This window comes from Vibrio sp. GJ43-1, from assembly GCF_055808835.1.
Window position 1 is genome coordinate 1283692 of sequence record NZ_CM147885.1, and the last position, 19588, is coordinate 1303279.

The following is a 19588-nucleotide window of genomic DNA, read 5'->3' on the forward strand; positions in this document are numbered from 1 at the left end:
TGATGTTGAATTGCAGACAATGTCGACGTTAACAGCAACCTCAAATTTCAGTGGGGTTGCGATGGATACTTATGAAAAACACAGAATTGAATCTTATCCCTATTTTCGTGGCGATTTATGAAGAAAAAAATCTATCAAAAGCGGCCAACCGTATGGATATCAGCCAGCCTGCGGTGAGTAAGGCGTTGGCCAAGTTGCGTGATATTTATGATGATCCACTGTTTCACCGAAATGCATCGGGTGTGGAGCCGACCCCATTTTCTAGCGATATTTATCCCGCGTTATCAGCGGCATTAAAAAACTACACGTCCACACTTTCGGCTTCTCGCGACTTTAATCCAAAGAAATCGAAGCGGATATTTTCAATCGCGTGCGTATCGCCGACAAATTTCAATCTTATTCCTATTGTGGTCAAACTCATTTCCGCATCAGCACCGGATATTTTTCTAGAAGTACACCCTTTGTTTACCGAAGATTATGAATCCGATCTTCGTTTACAACGCTATGATTTAATTATCGATATGACCCCTAAAGGGCGAACATCTTTAAAGCATGAAGTGTTGTATGACGAAGACTTGTTCGTAGTGTGTAGCCAGACTCATCCCAGAATCAATGACTCGATAGAAATGGTGGATTTTTTACAGGAAGAACATGTTGTGGTATCGCGTTGGCACACAAGACGAAGCCTACTAGAGGTCGAAGATTTTAGTGATCTTCAGCAAAGAAGGGTGGTGTATCGGGCGGCTGGCGCGGTAGAGATGTTACCTGTGATCTCGGGGACGGATTACATCGGGATTTTACCGGGGACGACCATTGCTGACTTTGCAGATAAATATAAGGTAAAAGCCATCCCTTTACCTTTTGATTTACCGTACCTTGGCTTATCTATGATTTGGCATCCAAGCCGAACCAATGAAAGTGGTCATCGCTGGTTGCGGAATAAGTTTAAGCAAGCGGCAAAGCATTGGGTTCAACAAAAGAGCGATGAGTTAATCGCTGGAGAGTGAGCTCATAGCCGGAGAGTGAAAGGACGATCCTTTGTCCTATTTTTGCGGTATCTTACCTTCGGTATTGTCTTACGATCATATGAGCAGCGTACTGTCAGTGGCTTTATGTTTATTGAACGGCATGATTACTTGTCTTTAGCAAGTCTTAGCCCAATATCTGACATGATAATGGATTGGCTGGCAAAATCACGGCGATAGTTTTCAGAGTCATGTTCTGCGTATGAGAAGCTGCCACCACGTAACGACTTATGGGCGAGTTTGATGCTGCTATCATGAGCATTGTTAGGGTTGTCTGTAGGGCCATAACGATAGTAAGTGTCATCGAACGCATCAATAACGAACTCACCGACATTGCCTGTCATATCAAATAAACCCAGTTCATTTGGCGCTTTTAAGCCTACTGGATGCGCTTGGTTGTTTGAATTACTCGCATACCATGCGACATCGTCGATGTTGTTTGAGCCGCTATAAGTATAGCCCTTACTCTTGTTGCCCCCTCTGGCTGCAAACTCCCATTCGGCTTCGGTAGGTAATCGATAGGATTCACCAGTTAACTCATTGAGGCGTTCAATGAAGTAATTCGCTTGTTGCCAACTTAAATTGTTGACTGGAATGTCCGCGCCGGAGAAGTAGCTCATGGATGAACCCATCACGGACTCAAATAGAGATTGAGTGACTTCAAATTTAGAAATATAGAAACTGTCAACGGTCACTTCTCGAGAGGGTTGCTCAGCTTTTGAAGCGGTATCTCCATCTGAACCCATCACGAAACTCCCGCCTTCAACCAAGACAAGGTCATCATTGATGAGTTTGGCAATAGGGTGGTTAGGTTGTGTCGTGCATCCTGTCATGACAAGGGCTAATGAGAGGGTACAACACCCAATATAAGTTTTACTTTTTAATGATGGCATGACAAGGATCTCTGGTCTTGTGTGGAAGGCTAGATTACCGATTTTGGTCATTCCAATTGGTTATAAAGGGTATAACGAGCAAAGACAGTGAATGAGAATTATGATGGGACAGTCCAACTCATTTCAGGTGTTCTCAGTATGCATATCACTCAAGGCCCTCAATTTAACGGTAAAGCGTCGAAAAGGTTACATGCCATGGCCAAGCCGATTGGTGCAGCATGCAATATCGACTGTACTTACTGTTATTACTTAAGCAAACAGGACTTGCTGGAATACAAAAAAGGATGCTCTCCTAGAATGGATGACGAGACATTAGAAACTTACATTCGTCAGTACATTGAAGGACAAAATACACCTGAGATTATTTTTTCTTGGCAGGGTGGGGAGCCGACCATGCTCGGGTTGGAGTATTTTCAAAAAATCGTAGCGCTACAGGCGAAGTATCGCCCTGCTGGCATTGTGATCTCAAATGACTTACAAACGAATGGTACGCTCCTTAATGATGAGTGGTGTGAGTTTTTGTCTGAGCACCAGTTTTTAGTCGGGTTGAGTATTGATGGCCCCGAACTCCTTCATAATACTTACCGTACCAACAAAGCGGGTCGAGGTACGTTTCGCCAAGTAATGAATGCGGTTGAGTTACTGCATAAACATAACGTCAAGTTTGCCACATTAACTTGCGTGAATAATCTGACGAGTCAAAACCCTCTAGAGGTCTATCGATTCTTGCGCGATGTTGTTAAGTCCCCTCAAATGCAATTTATCCCTATTGTTGAGCAGAAAACATTCCGAACTACTGCGCCACAAACATGGGCGGCGTCGGACCAGCTAAAGCAAGGCGATAAACGTTTGATCCCGGGCCATAAAGATTCCGTCGTAGAACCTTGGTGCGTATCTGATCAAGCATGGGGCAACTTTCTTATCGCGGTATTTGATGAATGGATTCAAAAAGACATCGGTAAAGTGTTCGTTCAGTATTTTGAAGCGAGCGTTGAAACGTGGACAGGGCGTCCTAATCCACTCTGTACGCTCAATGAATTGTGTGGCAAAGGGTTGGCAATGGAACCCAATGGTGATGTGTACAGTTGCGATCACTATGTCTACCCAGAATACAAAATCGGCAATATTCACCATCAAAAATTGGATGAGATGGCGTACAGCCCAGCCCAGCAAAATTTTGGCTTTGCTAAGTCACGCACATTAACTAGCCAGTGTCAGAGTTGTGATTATAAATTTGCCTGCCATGGCGAATGTCCTAAGAACCGCTTTATCAGAACTAAAGCAGGCGAGCCGGGGCTTAACTATTTATGCAGCCGGTTGGCATAAATTTTTTGCGCATGCCGATAAGGCATTAGCTTATATCTTAAGAGCGACGGGTCACCCTGTTGCCCACGGCAAGTTTAGTGATGAAGCACTGCGCCAACACCAAGTCGAGATGTCCGCGAAAAAGGCCACCGTGACAGCGTCATTTAGCAGCAAATTTTAGGAACCAACTCAAATGAAAAAATCGTTAGCCTGTGCTTTTCTGACGCTTGCATCCGCATCCGTTATCGCCGCCAACATTGCGCCATCTGGGACAAACCATAATGAACGACCTGTTACCACGCCCGATGAACAAACCGTAACAACCACACTTGAGCAGCAACTGAGCCAACTCTCTTATACCGCTCAGAATATCAACGAACCGGAACAAGTACGTGCCAAGGCACTCAGAGAGTTAGCGAATTACCCTAGTCAAAATGCGCTGGTGGCCGTGGCGCGAGGACTCAAAGATCCCTCTTACGTGGTGCGAGAAGCCGCCATAATTGGTGCTGAGCCTTATCAGCTAGAACATCGCTGGCGTATTGTTGCCCCATTACTGACAGACAAAAATGAGGTGGTGCGAGTGACGGCTAGCGCCAGCTTAGTGCGCGATTACGCCAATGTTACGCCAGAGCAGCAGCAACAATTGCAAATACCTATTGCAGAACTTAAGGACTATTTAGCCAACAAAGACGATTTTGATTCCCAGTTGCTGCTAGCCGATGTGTTACGCTGGAGCCAAGAGTGGGCACTGGCCGACAAACACTATCAGACGTTGCTCATCGAAAACGATGATAACCCGCAAGTGTGGTTAAACATTGCTGATAATTATCGCGCGCAAAATCAAGATAAATTGGCGATTGAAACACTCGATACCGCAATAAGCATTAATGAAGATGTGGCGTCTCTCCACTATGCTAAATCGTTAACTTTGGTTCGTATGGATGAAAAGAAGAACGCGGCCAATGAGATTGAAACGGCTGCAACGTTAGCAAAAGATAATAGCTACTACTGGTATTTAAATGGTGTGCTGCAAGAAGAGTATGACATTGATAAATCAACAAAGTCGTTTGAAAAAGCGTATTTAATTTCTGGTGCCCCGGAGCAATTATACGCTGTTTGTGACATTTATGTGCGCTATGGAAATGAGCATGCAAATTCATGTTTAGACGAGCTTGGTAAAATAGCCCCACCTTATGTGCTGGAAGACTTAAGAGCAAAGCAACAGAAAGACTTGGATTCTTAATGGATAAGTAATACCGCATAATAAAAAAACCTCCTTTCGGAGGTTTTTTCGTTTGGTGAATTCGTTTTATTTGTAAAACGCTTCAACCGTGCCTTTTAGCGTGATAAGCATTGGTTGGCCCCAACGATCAAGCGCTTTAGGTGAAGGAATTTTAACCCAACCTTCACTGATGCAGTATTCTTCTACGTCGAAACGCTCTTTGCCATTGAGGCGGATACCAATACTATACTCAAAAATTTCTGCTACGTGGTGCGGGCTACGAGGGTTGCCTGCAAGGCGATCGGGTAAAGCTGGTTGTGACTTAGAGTCGTTCATGTTCATGACCTGACATAAATAAAAAGTGCGTCATTGTAGACAAAAATTCGATAAATATCACCATCGAGATGGAAAGAAATGGCTTAAACGTCGTCTCTTTGAGGCGATAGGGGAAAAGCGGTTTAGGCTTTGTTTCAAGACTAAGCAAAAATAGCGTGTTATTTACTCACCTTCGGAACAAAGGTCGGGTGTAATGCGATTCCAATAGAGTTGGAAGATAGTCTGTTCCACTGATGATGGTGAGCGAAGCCCCGTATTGGCGGTATTCCAGCGGTGCGAATACGGGGAAGGTGAGAGGTGGGGTGATTATGAATCAACCAACTCTACCGCTTCTCGTGTCAATCGTGCCAGCTCATCCCATTGCCCTTGTTCAATTAGGGTTTTGTCTACCATCCATGTACCGCCACAGGCTAACACTCGTGGAAGCGCTAAGTAATCAGTGATATTTTTGGTGTTAATACCGCCAGTCGGCATAATGTCTATTTCACCATAGGGGGCCAATAAAGATTTAAGCATATTGATGCCACCAGATGCTTCTGCTGGGAAGTATTTTAAGGTGGTTATCCCCATCTCTAGCGCCGCTTCAATGGTACTGGGGTTGTTGACGCCTGGTATAATTTCGATGCCGATTTCCTGGCAGGCTTTGACTGTGTTTGGATTAAAGCCAGGAGACACAACGAATGTTGCGCCCGCTTCTTTGGCTGCAATAGCTTGCTCACGATTTAACACCGTGCTTCAGCACCAATTAACATGTTTGGTTGCGTTTCTCGAAGTAACCGTATCGCTTCTACTGCGGCATCGGAGCGGAACGTGATTTCCGCCGCAGGCAAGCCATTATCCGCCAATACTTTACCTAAGGGAATAATATCTTCAGCGTTATCGATTGCGATAACGGGAATCACTTTAAGCGCTTGGAGTTGTTCTTTTATGGTCGACATTGAGTATCCTTAGTTAAATTTTTGTCACGGTATCGGTGGCGTCGGTTGGAATAATTGCGCCTCGATGCTGAATAACGACACCAGCGAGCGCATTGCCTCGCTGACACGATTGTTTTAGGCTGCCACCTGCGAGGTAGCAAGATAAAAAACCGCCGTTAAATGAATCACCTGCTGACGTTGTATCAACGACACGACTCACGGGCGTAGTTGTGACTGAATAGGTTTCATTTTGGGTGCGGTCACCCACGAGACAGCCGTCTTTTCCCAGCTTGACGACGACCTTGTTTACGCCAAGTTGATGCAATCGACTTAGGGTATCTTGAGGGCTGACGTCACCCCAAATCAACTGCTCATCATCAAACGTCACAAGCGCTAAATTTGTGATTTGGTACATTGCTTGATAATCCGTTTTAACGGTCTCAAGATTATCGCTCGGCCATAAGGCCGGACGATAATTACTGTCAAAAGCTATCTCAATACCATGCGTTTGCAGCCGTGTTAATAAGGCCAATAATGCCTGTCGATCTTGTAGAGATAAGATAGCCAAGCTGATTCCGCTGACAAATACCATATCGACATTCATCAGCTGAGTTTCTATGGCCTTAAAATTAGGGTGCTGCAGCAAGTAACGGGCAGCAGACTGATTTCGCCAGTACAAAAAGGTTCGTTCGCCAGCGTCGTCGAGTTGAATAAGGTATAAACCTGGCGTTCTTTGGTTATCACGCAGCACCAGTTCGGTATGAATGCCTTCTTCTTGCCAACGAGATAGCATTCCGTCACTTATGGAATCAGTGCCCAATGCGGACACATAAGAGACCTTAATGTCCCTCAATTTAGCATTGAGAGCGCAGCTACGAGTTAGGTAAACTGCCGCATTAAGGGTGTCTCCACCAAAGGTTTGATGCATCTCACCAAACGGTTTTCCGTTGAGTTCGATCATGCATTCTCCAATAATGGCGATATGTTTCATATTAAGCCCTCGAACCATCAAAATAGCACTTGGCATTGTTAAAGCTGATATTCTCCACAAGTGAGCCCAGCATCGACATGTCATTGGGTATTTCGCCATTTTCGGCCCATTGGCCAACCATGTTGCAAAGGATGCGGCGGAAATACTCATGGCGAGTGTAAGATAGGAAGCTGCGAGAATCGGTCAGCATACCCACGAACTGACTTAATAATCCTAGCTGAGACAGTTGTTCCATTTGACGCTGCATGCCATCTTTTTGGTCGTTAAACCACCAACCTGAACCAAATTGCACTTTGCCAGCGATCCCACCACCTTGGAAGTTACCGATCATGGTTGCCATCATTTCGTTATCACGTGGGTTCAAGCAATAGAGAATGGTTTTTGGCAGCTCGTTACTTTGGTCCATGTCATCAAGTAGATGAGCCAATTCCCAAGCGAAGGTGCGATCGCTGATGGAGTCGAATCCAGCATCGGCCCCAAGACGTTTAAACATACGGCTATTATTGTTACGTTGAGCACCAATGTGCAGCTGCATTACCCATCCTAGCTTGGCGTAGCGCCGACCTAACCATACTTGAACTGCGGTTGAGAACTGCGCGCATTCATGTTCGGAAGGAACCTCACCATTTAAGCGACGAATGAGTAGGTTGTTTAACGCTTCCTCGGAGGGGATTTCAGCGTAACGGACCACTTCAATGCCGTGGTCTGCCGCTCGGCAGCCATGAGTGTCGAAATGAGCTAGGCGTTTGTCTAACGCATTAAGTAGAGAGTTAAAACTGGTAATTACGATATCCGCGGCTTCACCCAGTAATGTTAAATAGTCAACAAAGCCTTCCAGCTCAATCTTGAAGGCTTTATCCGGCCGCCAGCTGGGCAAAACTTCGACGTCAAAGCTTTGGTCGTTGGCGATGGCGCTATGGTGCGCCAATGAATCAATGGGGTCATCAGTGGTGCCAGCCATGACAACATTCATTTGTTTCATGATGCCGCGTGCCGAGAACTTAGGGCATTGCAATTTGTCGTTACACTCATGCCAGATACGATCGGCGGTTTCTGGGCCGAGCAATGTTCCCGTAATACCAAATGGACGACGTAGTTCAAGGTGAGTCCAATGAAATAGGGGGTTACCCAGTGTCATCGGTACGGTTTTCGCCCACGCTTGAAATTTATCGTAGTCCGAGGCGTGACCCGTTATCAAGTGCTCATCGATGCCAGCGGAGCGCATGCCGCGCCATTTATAGTGGTCACCTTCAAGCCAAATTTGACTTATGTTCGCAAACTGGCGGTCCTGCGCAACTTCTGCCGGGTTAAGGTGGCAGTGGTAGTCATAGATGGGTTGATCCGCAGCATGCTCGTGATAGAGACGGCGAGCCGTCTCGTTGCTGAGTAAGAAGTCGTCACATAAGAAGTGCTTCATCCGAATACCTTCTAAAGCGCTGAAACGGTTGCTCTTGCACCGTTGTCGATAAGTGATTGGTAAGCGTGAGTAACGGCGTCAATGACAAGCGGGTTTTTACCAATATCCGCAGCGAAAATAGCTTCGACAGACAGTAAAGCAGGGACAACGGAAGCATTCAGTCCGTGTGTATCGCAGATATCACTCAGCTTAGCTGCCATTGGGTCTCGAAGATCGATGTCATTACCTTTTTCATCGACACCCGCTACGTAGCGCATCCAGCCCGCAATACCGGTAGCCAGCCATTTGAAGTTAGATCCTTGCTCTAGGTGAAATCGCAGGCTTCCTCCCATACGCTGTGGGATCTTTTGGCTACCGTCCATGGCAATTTGCCATGTCTGGTGCTTTAGGCTTGGGTTAGTGAAGCGATCGATGAGTAGGTTAGCATAGCCTTCAAGGTCTGTTCCTTCAGGCATTGTTAGTGACGGGGCTTGAGCAAGCATCATCATATCAAGTGCGGCTTGGCGGTAACCTTGGTCCGTCATTGTGTCTGAAATATGCGCGTAGCCGCCTAGGTAGCCTAAGTAGGCAAGGAAGGAATGGCTGCCGTTTAACATACGTAATTTCATTTCTTCATAGGGTACAACGTCAGAAACAAATTCTGCATCAAGCGATATTCCAATTAGGTCGACCAGCGACGAAGTTGTCTTCAATCACCCACTGACGGAAGGGCTCACAGGCGATGCCACAAGGATCTTGAACGCCTAATAGTGTGGTAATTTCTGTCAGCGTTTCTTCAGTTGCAGCGGGGACGATACGGTCGACCATGGTACAAGGAAAGGTGACATGTTGTTCGATCCAAGCTGCAAGCTCAGAATCCAACAATTGAGCGAACTCTAAGATTGCTGCTTTGGCGACATGGCCATTTTCTTGTACGTTGTCGCACGACATCACAGTAAACGGTGCGATGCTTCGCTGACGACGCAGTTTCAGCGCTTGAACAATATAGCCTAGAGCCGACTTAGGTCGGGTGGGGTGCTCTAGGTCGGCAATAACTAAAGGGTTATTTTTGTCGAGTAAGCCAGTGGCAGGATCGGCACAGTAACCTTTTTCAGTAATGGTCATTGAAACGATGGCAACTTGTGGCTCGGCCATTTTTTCAATCACAGCCTCTACACCGTCTAAGGTTGGGTGCAGTGATTCGGTGACTGAGCCAATCACTTTTACGTCTGTTGCGTCAGTACCTTTCTCTGCGACAGTATAGAGGTGATCTTGGTTACGTAGGTCTTTGATGAGCGCTTCGCCCCCAAACAGGTTGACTTCGCAGATACCCCAATCACTGTCTGATTTTCGTGCGACTTCGTCAGTAAATAGACCTTGATGGGCACGGTGGAACGCGCCGAATCCAAGATGTACGATACGAGATTTTAGATTACGACGGTCGTAATTTGGAGTGCTGACGATAGCGTTAAGCTCAGTGTTGCTAATGTTTTTCATAAAATAGTCTCTGTAATTCGTTGTCTTCTTATGCTCGTTCTGTCAACGAGTTGTGTGAATAATGGGTTTGATGCGCAAGTTATTGCTGTTCTCGAATCACACCTTTCGTGAGTATGATATTGGCCTTCAACGCTCTTTCTGAGGTAGCAACAATGGCAAAGCACGTCCGCGCTTCTTTATAGAAATCAAATCGTTCTTTGAATTCCCATCCCTTAAATTGGTCGTGTTTTTCAATGATGACCTCATAGTCGTGCCAGACTTCAGGTGTTTGTTTAATCGAGATGGGCTCCATCACACAGGTGGGTTTGTCGATATAATCATCGAGAGGGAGAAAGGTTAAGATGGCATCCAACAGCTCAGCGATTCCATGGCCGTCTGCTCGTAGCACTCGTTGAGCGTTGGAAACGACCGGAAAATTGGCGTCGGCTAAGATGATTTTATCGCCATGGCCCATTTCCATTAATGTTTTCATTAGCTCAGGGGACAGAATTGGGGGGATATTTTTTAACATTATTTATTGTCCTGAATTAGTACTTTGTTGCTATCGGAACGCAAGCGATAAATGGTGATCAGGTTCATTATGATAAAGGTGGCTTCCATCAATGTGCCGCCAATCGAACCGACAATATAGTTATTGATAGTCCACCCGACATTGTTCGTGAGGAACAGCAACCTCATCTGGATACCACTCGTTCGATACAGACCATACGTGGCTAGGCTAGATGTCAAAATAGTGATGAGCTGATAATACTCAGTGAATTGAGATAAACCGAGTAACCACATGAGTGCGATAAAGCTCAGCATAACGCGTCGGCTTTTGGTCTTGCCTGAAAAGTAGGTTCGTGCGCCGTTTAGAATGCACATACAAGCGGAGATATAACTGCCCAATAGAGCGAAGTGCACCATCATGACTGCGCACATGCAAACCAATAGAAATCTAAGCTTCGCATCATCTTTTTGAAGGGATAATGTGATTCCTATTAAGTAGCCAAGAAAGCCTAGTGCCTGTGCAAAACTAACGTCCACGATAGAGTCTCCAAGGAGCTGCCGAAGCAGCTCCTGTGTTTACGAGGTTAAGATATCGTGCCGTTAGACAGCATTGAGTGATAGCGCTTGGCATCTTCGGTTTGCTGCTCTATATATCTAAATGCGTGTTGTGCTATGTCTTCGCTATTGCTCCAAGTTTCACGCCAGATAGCGAGTTTTCCAGAGTGAGCTGGCTCAGATACGGCTGATGAAAAGACTTCTAAACCAATAAAATGTTGGTAGTCTATTTCAGCGAGTGCTCTAAACAGTTTGGTAAAATTAAACTCACCTGTTCCTAAATAACCACGATAATTTTCAGCAACTTGTATATATCCAAGACGATCACCCAATGTCAAAATGGCACCGCGGATGTCGGACTCTTCAATATTCATATGAAACGAATCAAGCTGTACAAAAAGGTTATCAGCGCCTACTTTATCAACGAATTCTCGGCCTTGTTTCGCGGTATTAATAAGATTGTTCTCGTAGCGATTGAGTGCTTCTATACAAATATTAATACCGTACTGTTTTGCGTATTCAGCGAGTTCAGCCATAGAACGCGCAGAGTTATCGACTTCAAGGTCAGTACGTTGAATATCAAACTTTCCTAACGCCGAAGCAGTTGGGCCTGTTATCCATTTCGCGCCCAGTGCTGCTGCACAGTCGATGCCTTTTTTCATCTTTGCTACTGCGGCGATACGAACACTTTCATCTTCGGTCGCGATGTCGAGATCGGCAGCATGCACGTATGGACAGACACAAGTCATGTCATAAGCGTCAAGGATCGCCTTAATTGCGGTTACATCGACGGTTTCCGGAGCGCGAATTGGGACTTCTAGGAAGTGATAGCCAAGTGCCGATGCTTTTTTTGCGGCTTCTTCGACTTCACTTGGTGTCCATGTTGGTTTCCAAACTTGGATATGTGTACCGAGTTTATTCATCTTCTGCGTCCTCAATCATTCCAATTAGGTCAAATTTTTCAAAGCTAACTTCAAGTTTGTGGTCTTGGTTGAGGTTGGGGTAGCGAACACGAACTGTGTTGTCCGCACAGTCAAAGATCCACCCTTTGTCACAATCAGCGAAGTGGTTGCGATCGAGAACTTGTGGCAGAAGTTCGTCATCCAATTTACACCAGAATGCCCCTTTTTCAGGGCTAATGACGTGCCATTCAAAGGTTGATATTGGGCTAACATAGTCGCCCTTAGATTCAACATTGATGGTACAGATGTCTTTTGAGTCGACGTTGAATGTTGTTAGTTTGTAGTCACCAGACTGGAAGTTGTTAGTCTCGCCATCATCTTCATACAGCTCATGCGAGCCAGTTGCAGGGGCAAGGTGTAACTTCAATGTGTTTACTTGGTCGAGTTTTAGATGATTAATATCATGAGTACTCGTGACTAACCCACCTTGCTTAATGAACATTGGAATTGAATCGAGCTCTACGTCTAGCGTAATAGTTTGGCCGCCAGCATAGACTTCATGTGTTCCCCAGCGTAACCATCTTTGTCCTATCGGCAGATAGACATCGCGCTGCTTTTGTCCTTTTTTCAAGACTGGCGCAACGAGTAGGCTATCACCCCACATGAATTGGTCTTCAACATCAAAGACGTTTGGATCGTTTTGGAAGTCGACAATAAGGGCTCGTAAAATAGGCTCGCCAGTTTGAGTTGAACGACGCAACCAAGTGTACAAGTAAGGGCTCAGCGACAAACGAAGTTGAATGGCGTCTCTAACAAGCTGCGTGACGTCTTTATACATCCAAGGTTCTGTGACCGTATTATCGGTGTTGCATGAGTGAATGGAGAATCGAGGGTAGAACACACCGCTTTGTACCCAACGCACAAACAATTCTTTTTCAGGGCGAGGGCCAGCAAAGCCACCGACATCCGCACCATTATTAGCGACACCTGAAAGCCCCATACCCATAATCGTTTTTAGACCATATTCCATTGCGTCCCACGTAGAGGGATTATCGCCACTCCATGTTTGGGCATAGCGTTGAATACCGGCTAAGCCAGAGCGGTTAATGACATATGGACGAACGGTTGGCGCTGATTCTTCCAGTGCTTCATGAGCCACTTTCCCCATCAGGGTAGGTTGAATGGATTTCAGCTCGCCTGCAGTGCCACCTATGCCATCAAAATGGCATTTCGCCATACGATCATTGATTTCGTATTCGCAGTTGTCGTTCCAGATGGAAGTGACACCGTGGTCAATTAAAGACCTTTTCATTTGGTCTTTCCATACGCTGCGGCCATCTGGATGAGTAAAGTCGACGAAAGACCCCATTCCACCCCACCAACTATCGATATACGGATTGTCACCATCCGCAGTTTTTATGAAGCCATTGTTTGTCGCATACTCATCATAGTGAGGGTGGGTGACTAATATACCGGGCTTAATGTTTGGAGAAACAGGGCAGCCGCGTTCTTCCATTGCTTTGAAGAAACGTGATGGGTTAGGGAAGCGAGTGTCATTCCAGGTGAAGACATAGCGCTTATTATCAGGACCTACTGTATAGCCAGAAGAGAGTTGGAAACCACTGACTGGAATCTGCTCGCGGTCGTTTTGCTCCATGAAACCAAGAATCGCATCATCACAGTCTTTTGGCAGCTCCGGGTAATACATGGTTGAGCCAAGGTACCCCATTGAGTATTTGGGTGGCATGTAAGGACGGCCAGTAAGTTGCGTGTAGCGGTCGAGTACATCGGTAATCTTTGGTCCATTGATAAAGAATATGTCAATATCACCACCTTCAGAGCGGAAGTAAGAGTATCTAGGCCAGTAGCCAGACACTTCGCTATCCATATGAAACTCGGATTCCCAGCTGTTATGATAAAACATGCCTAGAGCATGCCCTGTTTCATTTTGAACGCGCATATAGAAAGGGATATGTTTGTACATGTTCTTGGTCTTAGACGGATCGTGGTTGATGGCGTCTTTTGGACTAAGCGAAATATGCTCGCCTTTCTTGTTGATGTTGCCAGTGGTCTCACCAAAGCCGAAATAGCGTTCATCTTTTACTTCACTGTAGTGATAAACACGGCCTAAATGGTCTTGTTGAATATTTCGATTTGGAAGGTCAGCGTAAATGACCTTGCCATCTTGGTCATAGATTTTAATGACAAACGGGTCTTTGAATAACTTGACGGTAATCGATGCTGTTTTTAGTAAGTAATGAGTCGGGTTATCAATGACTTCTGGTGATAATAAGTCGATTCGATGCCTTTCTTTCCCTAAAAATTCATCAAGACTGTCTTCCCAGCCAGTCATGGTAAGAACGTATGATCTTTCATCGAACTTACCACTAAAGTCAGCTCGGAGACGGACGATATCATCAGTTAAAAAATACAGTCTTAATGTTGTCGATTCAGTTTCTAAAGAAAACCAAGGGTTGTCTTTTTTTACACTTAGCAGTTTATTTGTAGTCTTCATATAATTATTCCAATAAAAATCAATTACATTAAGTTAAGTAAAGTTGGTAGGCCTGTTGTTAGGAATGGCACAAATGTAATGAACATGAGCATGACTAACAAAGCAAAGAAAAATGGAATTAATGGTTTAGTGACCCCTTCAATAGTGGTATTACCTACACTACAACCAATAAATAAAACACTGCCTACTGGTGGTGTCATATTTCCAAGTCCGAGGTTGAATATCATCATCAATCCGAAGTGAACCGGATCCATGCCTAGGTATACAGCGATTGGCATAAATATAGGCGTAAATATAAGTACAGCTGGCGTAAGGTCCATAAAGGTCCCAACAACGAGCAAACAAAGATTTATAAGTAGTAATACAAGAATAGGGTTTTCAATTTGAAGAATTAATTCGCTAATCGCATCTGGGATTCCAGTGAAGGCCATTACCCATGACATGATACCTGACGCGGCAATTAAGAATAAAATAGACGCAGACATAGTCAGTGATTTTCTTAACGTCTCAATATAGTCCTTCAGTGATGCCATTCGATAGATAATAGAAAGACCTAATGAATAAATGACGGCAACCCCAGCGCCTTCTGTCGCTGTAAAAATGCCCCCAACAATACCTCCGATAACCACAACAACTAATAGAAGACTCGGCAGTGCCTGCAAAGTGACGGTTTTAACTTCTTGAAAAGTAGGCTTTCCTGCGACAGGGTAGTTATTCTTTTTCGCGTAGTACCAAGCGACGATCATACATGCGAGTCCCATCATCATTCCTGGGATATAGCCACCAATGAACAACGCACTAATCGACGTTCCACCACTGACAAGTGAGAACAGAATTAAGGGGCCGCTAGGTGGGATAAGTATTCCTGAAGGCGCTGAAGCGATGTTCACGGCCGCTGAAAATTCAGGACTATAGCCTTCTTTCTTTTGTAAAGGAGCCATGACGCCACCAACAGCTGCCGCGGCAGCAATCGATGAGCCCGAAATGGAACCGAATAGCATATTAGCAACGACGTTGGTGTGCGCTAGACCGCCCGCGAATCGACCTGCTGAAAGCTTAGCAAAATTGACGAGTCTCAACGCTATACCGCCGCTATTCATTATATTTCCGGCGAGTATGAAGAAGGGAATCGCTAATAGAGTAAAGCTATCAATACCAGCATACATTTTTTGAGCACCGACAAACGCTGCCATGTCGGGCATAATGAACAGCCCTAGTATGGCGGAAGAGAGCGCAATTGCGATAGCAATCGGTACACCAATGAAAAGAAGAATAAAGAACGTACTAAATAGTAATATGGCTGCAAACAGCGGCTCATACATGAGCTCAGAAATGACATCAAACATTATCAATACCTTTAATTAACAGTATGAGCATCGGCAGGCGATTTATTTTCGTCCTGAGGCTCTGTGCTGAAGGTTGTTATTATGTGTTGTATTTGAATTACGGTAACGAGTAAGCCTGATATAAATACGCATGAATAAACTAACGACATGGAAATACCAAGGATTGCGGTTTTTTGAGTGCCCGCGGAAACTATTAAATCATACCCGCCATAAACCATTACTAGCAGTGTAAATGCTAAAACAATGCAATCATTAATAATTCGGAGTATCTTTGCTTTGCGTGGTGTTAATTTTTCAAAAATAAACACTAAAGCAAGGTGTTCTCTCGTTCTAAATGCTAATGCTGATCCAAGCATAACCATCCATACTAGAAAAGAGCGTAGTAATTCTTCAGTAAACGTACTTGGGTTATTTAATCCATAGCGGGAGAATACCTGCCAAAAACATAACATGACAAGCGCGACTAAAATGGCAATACAAAACCGTTCAAGGTTTTTAAATAATTGATTCATAACTACCACCAGTACGTAGGCCTAACGAGGTTAGGCCTACGTAAATATTATTTACGTTGAATTAAGTCAAGTAACGTTGCAATCTCTTGATTTTCACGATACTCGTCATACAAAGGTGCCACTTTTTCACGGAACGGTTCAATTTCAGGGTAAAAGAACTGAACCCCCATTTTAGATTTGGCTTCTTCGATGGCTAACGCTTCTTGCTCACCCCAAAGTTCTTTCTGGAAGTCTCTTGCGATATCGGCTGACGCTTGGACGGCCTCTTGTTGTTCTGGCGTTAACTTTTCCCAAGAACGTGTGCTGATTAAGACGAAATCAGGGATTCGATTGTGGCGATCAAAGCTATAGTACTTCGCTACTTCACCATGACGACCAAGAGTGAGTGCGGTTGGGTTGTTTTCTGCGCCATCAATAACACCTTGTTGAAGGGAAGTGAAAATTTCGCCATACGCAAGGGGAGTTGGTGTACCACCAATTAGCTGAACCATTTTGATTGCTGTAGGGCTATTCATCACTCGGATTTTTTGGCCTTTAAGATCCTCAGGTTTCATGATTGGCTTATTGATCGTGTAAAAGTTACGTTCACCACCATCAAAAAAGGTGAGTCCTTTAAGACCTGTCTCTAATGTTTGTGTGTAAACAAACTCACCAGCTTCACCTTGCAATGCCTTATACATGTGCTCACGGTCGTCGAAAAGATAAGGGAGCGTGAATGCAGAGTAGATAGGGTCAAATGTTTCTAATGTTGCTGCGCCAACACGTGTCATGTCGATGACGCCACGTTGCACTTGTTCAACAACAGAGCGCTCATCGCCAAGTACACCATTGAAAAACAAGCGAACTTTTACATCACCTTCGGTGCGCTCTTTCACTTCATCGGCGAATTTTTGCATGGCTTGGCTAGTCGGATGGTCCTCGGCCAGATTGTGGGCCATACGTAATGTCAGCGCATTTGCGCTGAATGCACTAATGCTTAACGCTAATGTAGAGAGGGTTGTGAGTAATTTTACTTTTTTATTCATAGGAAGTGTCCTGTCCTGTTATGTTCCACTGGTATGCCAATATAGGGATTTGGTGAACAATTAATACCCAAATATGGGAAAGGTGTGCCACTCATCACATCTTTTCGAAGAGAATATAACTTAATTGAGTGATTCATCAAAAAAATGAGTTTGCAGTAATTATACTGTATGCAAATGTGTTTTGCTTTAAAAACAATGAATTATAGTTGTTTGTTAGGGCTCTGTCAGCTAGGTGTCAAAACATGACGCTGTTCAAAAGTAAATTAACTTCTCTGCTTTTTGATGATTTTAAAATTGAAATTGGCATGCCAAATAGGGTAGAGTGATTGCGAATTGAAGAATTTTATTTGGAGAAGTAGCAAATGACGAAAAGAGTTGCGATATATTGGCCCGGTGAATTTTATGAGAAGCCAAATAAACTTGCACAGCCTGAAGCGGAACTAGCGTTGGTTCAACTGCAGCGAGCATTCGAGAAATTAGGGTGGGAACCTTATGTCATTGAAGGGTGTATTGATCGTCCTCATAAGGCACAAGAGAAATTGTGGAATATCCAAGACCCGATCGTTGGGCTGTTTGTACATTTTGCTTGGGGAACGCACACACTTGAGGGCGTAATTGGTAAAGATACACCATTGTTGCTTTGCTCCAACTTTAATAGAAAATGGCCTGGGTTGGTCGGATTACTGTCAACATCAGCATCGCTACAGTCTTTTGACCGTAAACATAGTCGAATTTGGACTGACGCTGAAGACTGGTCTATCGACGATGCGTTTATGTTGAGACTTGAAGAGTGGTGTACCACTGGTCAAATCAAGTATGATGATGCTCAGATTCAATCCGTTATCCCACTGGAAAAAGAGTCTGTTGATTTAGCGCATGCTGTTGCAGAGGAAATCAAACGCAAACGTATTACGATGTTAATGCTAGGGGATACGTCTCAAGGGATGGTGAACTCTTACTTTGGCCCACGCCTACTTATGCCATATGGTTTCTCTGAGTACAAATTTGACCAATCATGGATAGCTCATCGTGGCCAATTCATTGAGCAGCAGCGTATTGAAGATGCATTTGACTTTGTGGTGGATAAAGGGGTTAAGTTTCATTGGGAGGGTGATTTTACGCCGGAATCAACCAAAGAACAGCTTAGGGATTATCTGACGGTTTTGGATATGGCCAACGAATACAAAGCAGATTGCATCGGTTGGCAGCACCAAATTGGAATGCTTGAAGTACTTCCACCTTCCGACTTTGCAGAAGGGCTTTTGAACTCAGCATGCCGTCCCGAATCTAACGGTTCTACTATTGTTTGCGCGACTGAGGCGGATCAAGGCAATGCAATGCCAGCAGAGTTACTAAAACGTTTACTTGAGAAAAAAGGGCTTCATGGCGCTGTCTTTATGCATGACTTACGCTGGTGTGGAGAGCATGACAACAAAGACGTATGGATGATGTGTAATTCTGGCTCAAGCGGCGCGTATGGATTTAACAAACAAGTTGATTCTTTAGAGGGGGTAAACTCTTACCGTCAAGTTCGTCGTAAGTTCCCTATTGGTGGTGGCACATTTGCAGGCCTTGGTCAGCCAGGACAAATTACTTGGGCACGTTGCTATAATATTGATGATAAACTTATCATGGATATTGGCCGTGGAGATATCGTCGACCTCCCAGAAGAAAAGCGCAATGAGTGGTGGAACGGTGCAACGCCAGAGTGGCCGCTTTTACCAACCGATCTTGGAGTGAGTAAAGAGACCATTATGGGGCACTATATGAGTAATCACATTGCAATCTGTTACGGTGATGTACTCCAAGAAATGGTAGCATTGTCGACAGAGCTAGGCTTTAAAGTCAGAATTTTTGGTAATAATTAAGGATTTATAATGAACAGCAGTACGGTTAGGTTAAAAAAGTATCAGGAAATAGGTAACAGTCTAAAGCTGGATATTTTTGATGGCCAATATGTCGTAGGTGATAGGTACAAATCTGAACGAGAAATTGCAGAAACTTATGACGTAAGCCGTACCGTAGTTCGAGAAGCCTTTGTTATGCTAGAAATTGAAGGTGTTGTTGAAGTTAAAAAAGGGGCGGGCATCTATATTCGAAGAACACATGCTGTGAACGGTTCTGTGATCGTTAGCAGTGAATTGAGTGATGTTGGTCCTTTTGAGCTTCTTCAAGCTCGACAATATATTGAGTCAGAAATAGCATCATTAGCTGCGTTGCAAGTGACAAAAAATGACATTATCAAGTTGAAACAAGCGTTAGATAACGAGAGGAAGTTTTTAGATTCGGCGGATTTAAATCAATCTGATATTGAAGATGACGCTGATGAACAATTTCACTATTTGATTGCCGAAGCTTCTCAAAACAGTGTCCTGGCACAGGTCGCTAAAGACCTGTGGTCTAGAAGACACAGTAGCGCGATGTGGGCGCAGTTACACTCTCGGATTGAAAACAAAGACTATCGTAAAAAATGGCTAAAAGACCATGAAGTGATTTTGGCCGCGTTGGTTAGACGGGACGCGAGTGGCGCAAAAGATGCCATGTGGCAACATCTTGAAAATGTAAAGCAGACGCTTTTAGAGTTATCCAATGTAGATGATCCTAATTTTGATGGTTATTTATTTGGCTAATTATTGATATTCGCTATTTAGCATACGTTGGC

Annotated in this window: 15 protein-coding genes and 3 pseudogenes; 5 read left to right on the forward strand and 13 right to left on the reverse strand. The window is 44.5% G+C overall.

What is annotated here, in order from left to right:
- The first annotated feature begins 71 nt into the window (after nt 1–71).
- Nucleotides 72–1007 (forward strand): LysR family transcriptional regulator, encoded by a 936-nt coding sequence (locus AC0L66_RS23165; protein ID WP_473569596.1) that lies wholly within the window; start codon nt 72–74, stop codon nt 1005–1007.
- 125 nt (nt 1008–1132) lie between these two features.
- Here AC0L66_RS23165 and AC0L66_RS23170 read toward each other — a convergent pair whose 3' ends face one another.
- Complete coding sequence (locus tag AC0L66_RS23170) at nt 1133–1858, reverse strand: formylglycine-generating enzyme family protein (RefSeq protein ID WP_390902896.1); 726 nt, start codon at nt 1856–1858, stop codon at nt 1133–1135.
- Between the two features lie 198 nt (nt 1859–2056).
- Here AC0L66_RS23170 and AC0L66_RS23175 point away from each other — a divergent pair.
- A pseudogene (locus tag AC0L66_RS23175) lies at nt 2057–3404 on the forward strand (anaerobic sulfatase maturase).
- Nucleotides 3405–3416: 12 nt separating this feature from the next.
- Nucleotides 3417–4466, forward strand: a complete 1050-nt coding sequence (locus tag AC0L66_RS23180; protein WP_473569597.1) for a hypothetical protein — start codon at nt 3417–3419, stop codon at nt 4464–4466.
- 66 nt (nt 4467–4532) lie between these two features.
- Here the strand turns inward: AC0L66_RS23180 and AC0L66_RS23185 are convergent, their stop codons facing one another.
- The 12 genes and pseudogenes from AC0L66_RS23185 to AC0L66_RS23240 all read right to left on the reverse strand — a co-directional run bounded on the left by AC0L66_RS23185 (nt 4533) and on the right by AC0L66_RS23240 (nt 16926).
- A complete protein-coding gene (locus AC0L66_RS23185) occupies nt 4533–4781 on the reverse strand; it encodes a DUF3297 family protein (protein ID WP_250618544.1) in 249 nt (82 codons plus the stop codon).
- Between the two features lie 306 nt (nt 4782–5087).
- Nucleotides 5088–5719 (reverse strand): annotated as a pseudogene (locus AC0L66_RS23190) (bifunctional 4-hydroxy-2-oxoglutarate aldolase/2-dehydro-3-deoxy-phosphogluconate aldolase).
- A 13-nt stretch (nt 5720–5732) separates the two neighbouring features.
- A complete protein-coding gene (locus AC0L66_RS23195) occupies nt 5733–6689 on the reverse strand; it encodes a sugar kinase (RefSeq protein ID WP_473569598.1) in 957 nt (318 codons plus the stop codon).
- A gap of 1 nt (nt 6690) precedes the next feature.
- Nucleotides 6691–8106: a glucuronate isomerase gene (uxaC, locus tag AC0L66_RS23200; RefSeq protein ID WP_473569599.1), complete on the reverse strand. Its 1416-nt coding sequence runs from the start codon at nt 8104–8106 to the stop codon at nt 6691–6693.
- An 11-nt stretch (nt 8107–8117) separates the two neighbouring features.
- Nucleotides 8118–9582: pseudogene (locus tag AC0L66_RS23205) on the reverse strand (fructuronate reductase).
- A gap of 79 nt (nt 9583–9661) precedes the next feature.
- Nucleotides 9662–10093, reverse strand: coding sequence for an RbsD/FucU family protein (locus AC0L66_RS23210; RefSeq protein ID WP_473569600.1), 432 nt, complete (start codon nt 10091–10093; stop codon nt 9662–9664).
- The gene (locus AC0L66_RS23215; RefSeq protein ID WP_473569602.1) at nt 10093–10608 is read right to left on the reverse strand and encodes a YgjV family protein; all 516 of its coding nucleotides are present in this window, start codon (nt 10606–10608) and stop codon (nt 10093–10095) included. Before AC0L66_RS23215 ends, AC0L66_RS23210 begins: the two co-directional genes overlap by 1 nt.
- A gap of 47 nt (nt 10609–10655) precedes the next feature.
- On the reverse strand, nt 10656–11549 hold the full coding sequence (locus AC0L66_RS23220) for a sugar phosphate isomerase/epimerase family protein (protein ID WP_473569604.1): 894 nt from the start codon (nt 11547–11549) through the stop codon (nt 10656–10658).
- Nucleotides 11542–14043, reverse strand: a complete 2502-nt coding sequence (locus AC0L66_RS23225; RefSeq protein ID WP_473569605.1) for a glycoside hydrolase family 31 protein — start codon at nt 14041–14043, stop codon at nt 11542–11544. The genes AC0L66_RS23220 and AC0L66_RS23225 overlap by 8 nt, the downstream gene beginning before the upstream one ends.
- A 23-nt stretch (nt 14044–14066) precedes the next feature.
- Nucleotides 14067–15389 carry a TRAP transporter large permease gene (locus AC0L66_RS23230; RefSeq protein WP_473569607.1) on the reverse strand — a complete coding sequence of 441 codons (1323 nt, stop codon included), beginning with the start codon at nt 15387–15389 and terminating at the stop codon, nt 14067–14069.
- A gap of 11 nt (nt 15390–15400) precedes the next feature.
- Nucleotides 15401–15901, reverse strand: coding sequence for a TRAP transporter small permease (locus AC0L66_RS23235; protein WP_473569609.1), 501 nt, complete (start codon nt 15899–15901; stop codon nt 15401–15403).
- Nucleotides 15902–15948: 47 nt separating this feature from the next.
- A complete protein-coding gene (locus AC0L66_RS23240) occupies nt 15949–16926 on the reverse strand; it encodes a TRAP transporter substrate-binding protein (protein ID WP_473569611.1) in 978 nt (325 codons plus the stop codon).
- A 362-nt stretch (nt 16927–17288) separates the two neighbouring features.
- On the opposite strand from AC0L66_RS23240, the gene AC0L66_RS23245 reads away from it, so the two are divergent.
- On the forward strand, nt 17289–18794 hold the full coding sequence (locus AC0L66_RS23245) for a hypothetical protein (RefSeq protein ID WP_473569612.1): 1506 nt from the start codon (nt 17289–17291) through the stop codon (nt 18792–18794).
- A 9-nt stretch (nt 18795–18803) separates the two neighbouring features.
- A complete protein-coding gene (locus tag AC0L66_RS23250) occupies nt 18804–19556 on the forward strand; it encodes an FCD domain-containing protein (protein ID WP_473569614.1) in 753 nt (250 codons plus the stop codon).
- The last annotated feature ends 32 nt before the right edge of the window (nt 19557–19588 follow it).

Excerpts from the sequence above, each read along its gene's own strand:
- AC0L66_RS23165 (WP_473569596.1), top strand. The coding sequence starts at position 72 with ATGAAAAACACAGAATTGAATCTTATCCCTATTTTCGTGGCGATTTAT.
- AC0L66_RS23170 (WP_390902896.1), bottom strand. The coding sequence starts at position 1,858 with ATGACAGGATGCACGACACAACCTAACCACCCTATTGCCAAACTCATC.
- AC0L66_RS23180 (WP_473569597.1), top strand. The coding sequence starts at position 3,417 with ATGAAAAAATCGTTAGCCTGTGCTTTTCTGACGCTTGCATCCGCATCC.
- AC0L66_RS23185 (WP_250618544.1), bottom strand. The coding sequence starts at position 4,781 with ATGAACGACTCTAAGTCACAACCAGCTTTACCCGATCGCCTTGCAGGC.
- AC0L66_RS23195 (WP_473569598.1), bottom strand. The coding sequence starts at position 6,689 with ATGAAACATATCGCCATTATTGGAGAATGCATGATCGAACTCAACGGA.
- uxaC (WP_473569599.1), bottom strand. The coding sequence starts at position 8,106 with ATGAAGCACTTCTTATGTGACGACTTCTTACTCAGCAACGAGACGGCT.
- AC0L66_RS23210 (WP_473569600.1), bottom strand. The coding sequence starts at position 10,093 with ATGTTAAAAAATATCCCCCCAATTCTGTCCCCTGAGCTAATGAAAACA.
- AC0L66_RS23220 (WP_473569604.1), bottom strand. The coding sequence starts at position 11,549 with ATGAATAAACTCGGTACACATATCCAAGTTTGGAAACCAACATGGACA.
- AC0L66_RS23225 (WP_473569605.1), bottom strand. The coding sequence starts at position 14,043 with ATGAAGACTACAAATAAACTGCTAAGTGTAAAAAAAGACAACCCTTGG.
- AC0L66_RS23230 (WP_473569607.1), bottom strand. The coding sequence starts at position 15,389 with ATGTTTGATGTCATTTCTGAGCTCATGTATGAGCCGCTGTTTGCAGCC.
- AC0L66_RS23235 (WP_473569609.1), bottom strand. The coding sequence starts at position 15,901 with ATGAATCAATTATTTAAAAACCTTGAACGGTTTTGTATTGCCATTTTA.
- AC0L66_RS23240 (WP_473569611.1), bottom strand. The coding sequence starts at position 16,926 with ATGAATAAAAAAGTAAAATTACTCACAACCCTCTCTACATTAGCGTTA.
- AC0L66_RS23245 (WP_473569612.1), top strand. The coding sequence starts at position 17,289 with ATGACGAAAAGAGTTGCGATATATTGGCCCGGTGAATTTTATGAGAAG.
- AC0L66_RS23250 (WP_473569614.1), top strand. The coding sequence starts at position 18,804 with ATGAACAGCAGTACGGTTAGGTTAAAAAAGTATCAGGAAATAGGTAAC.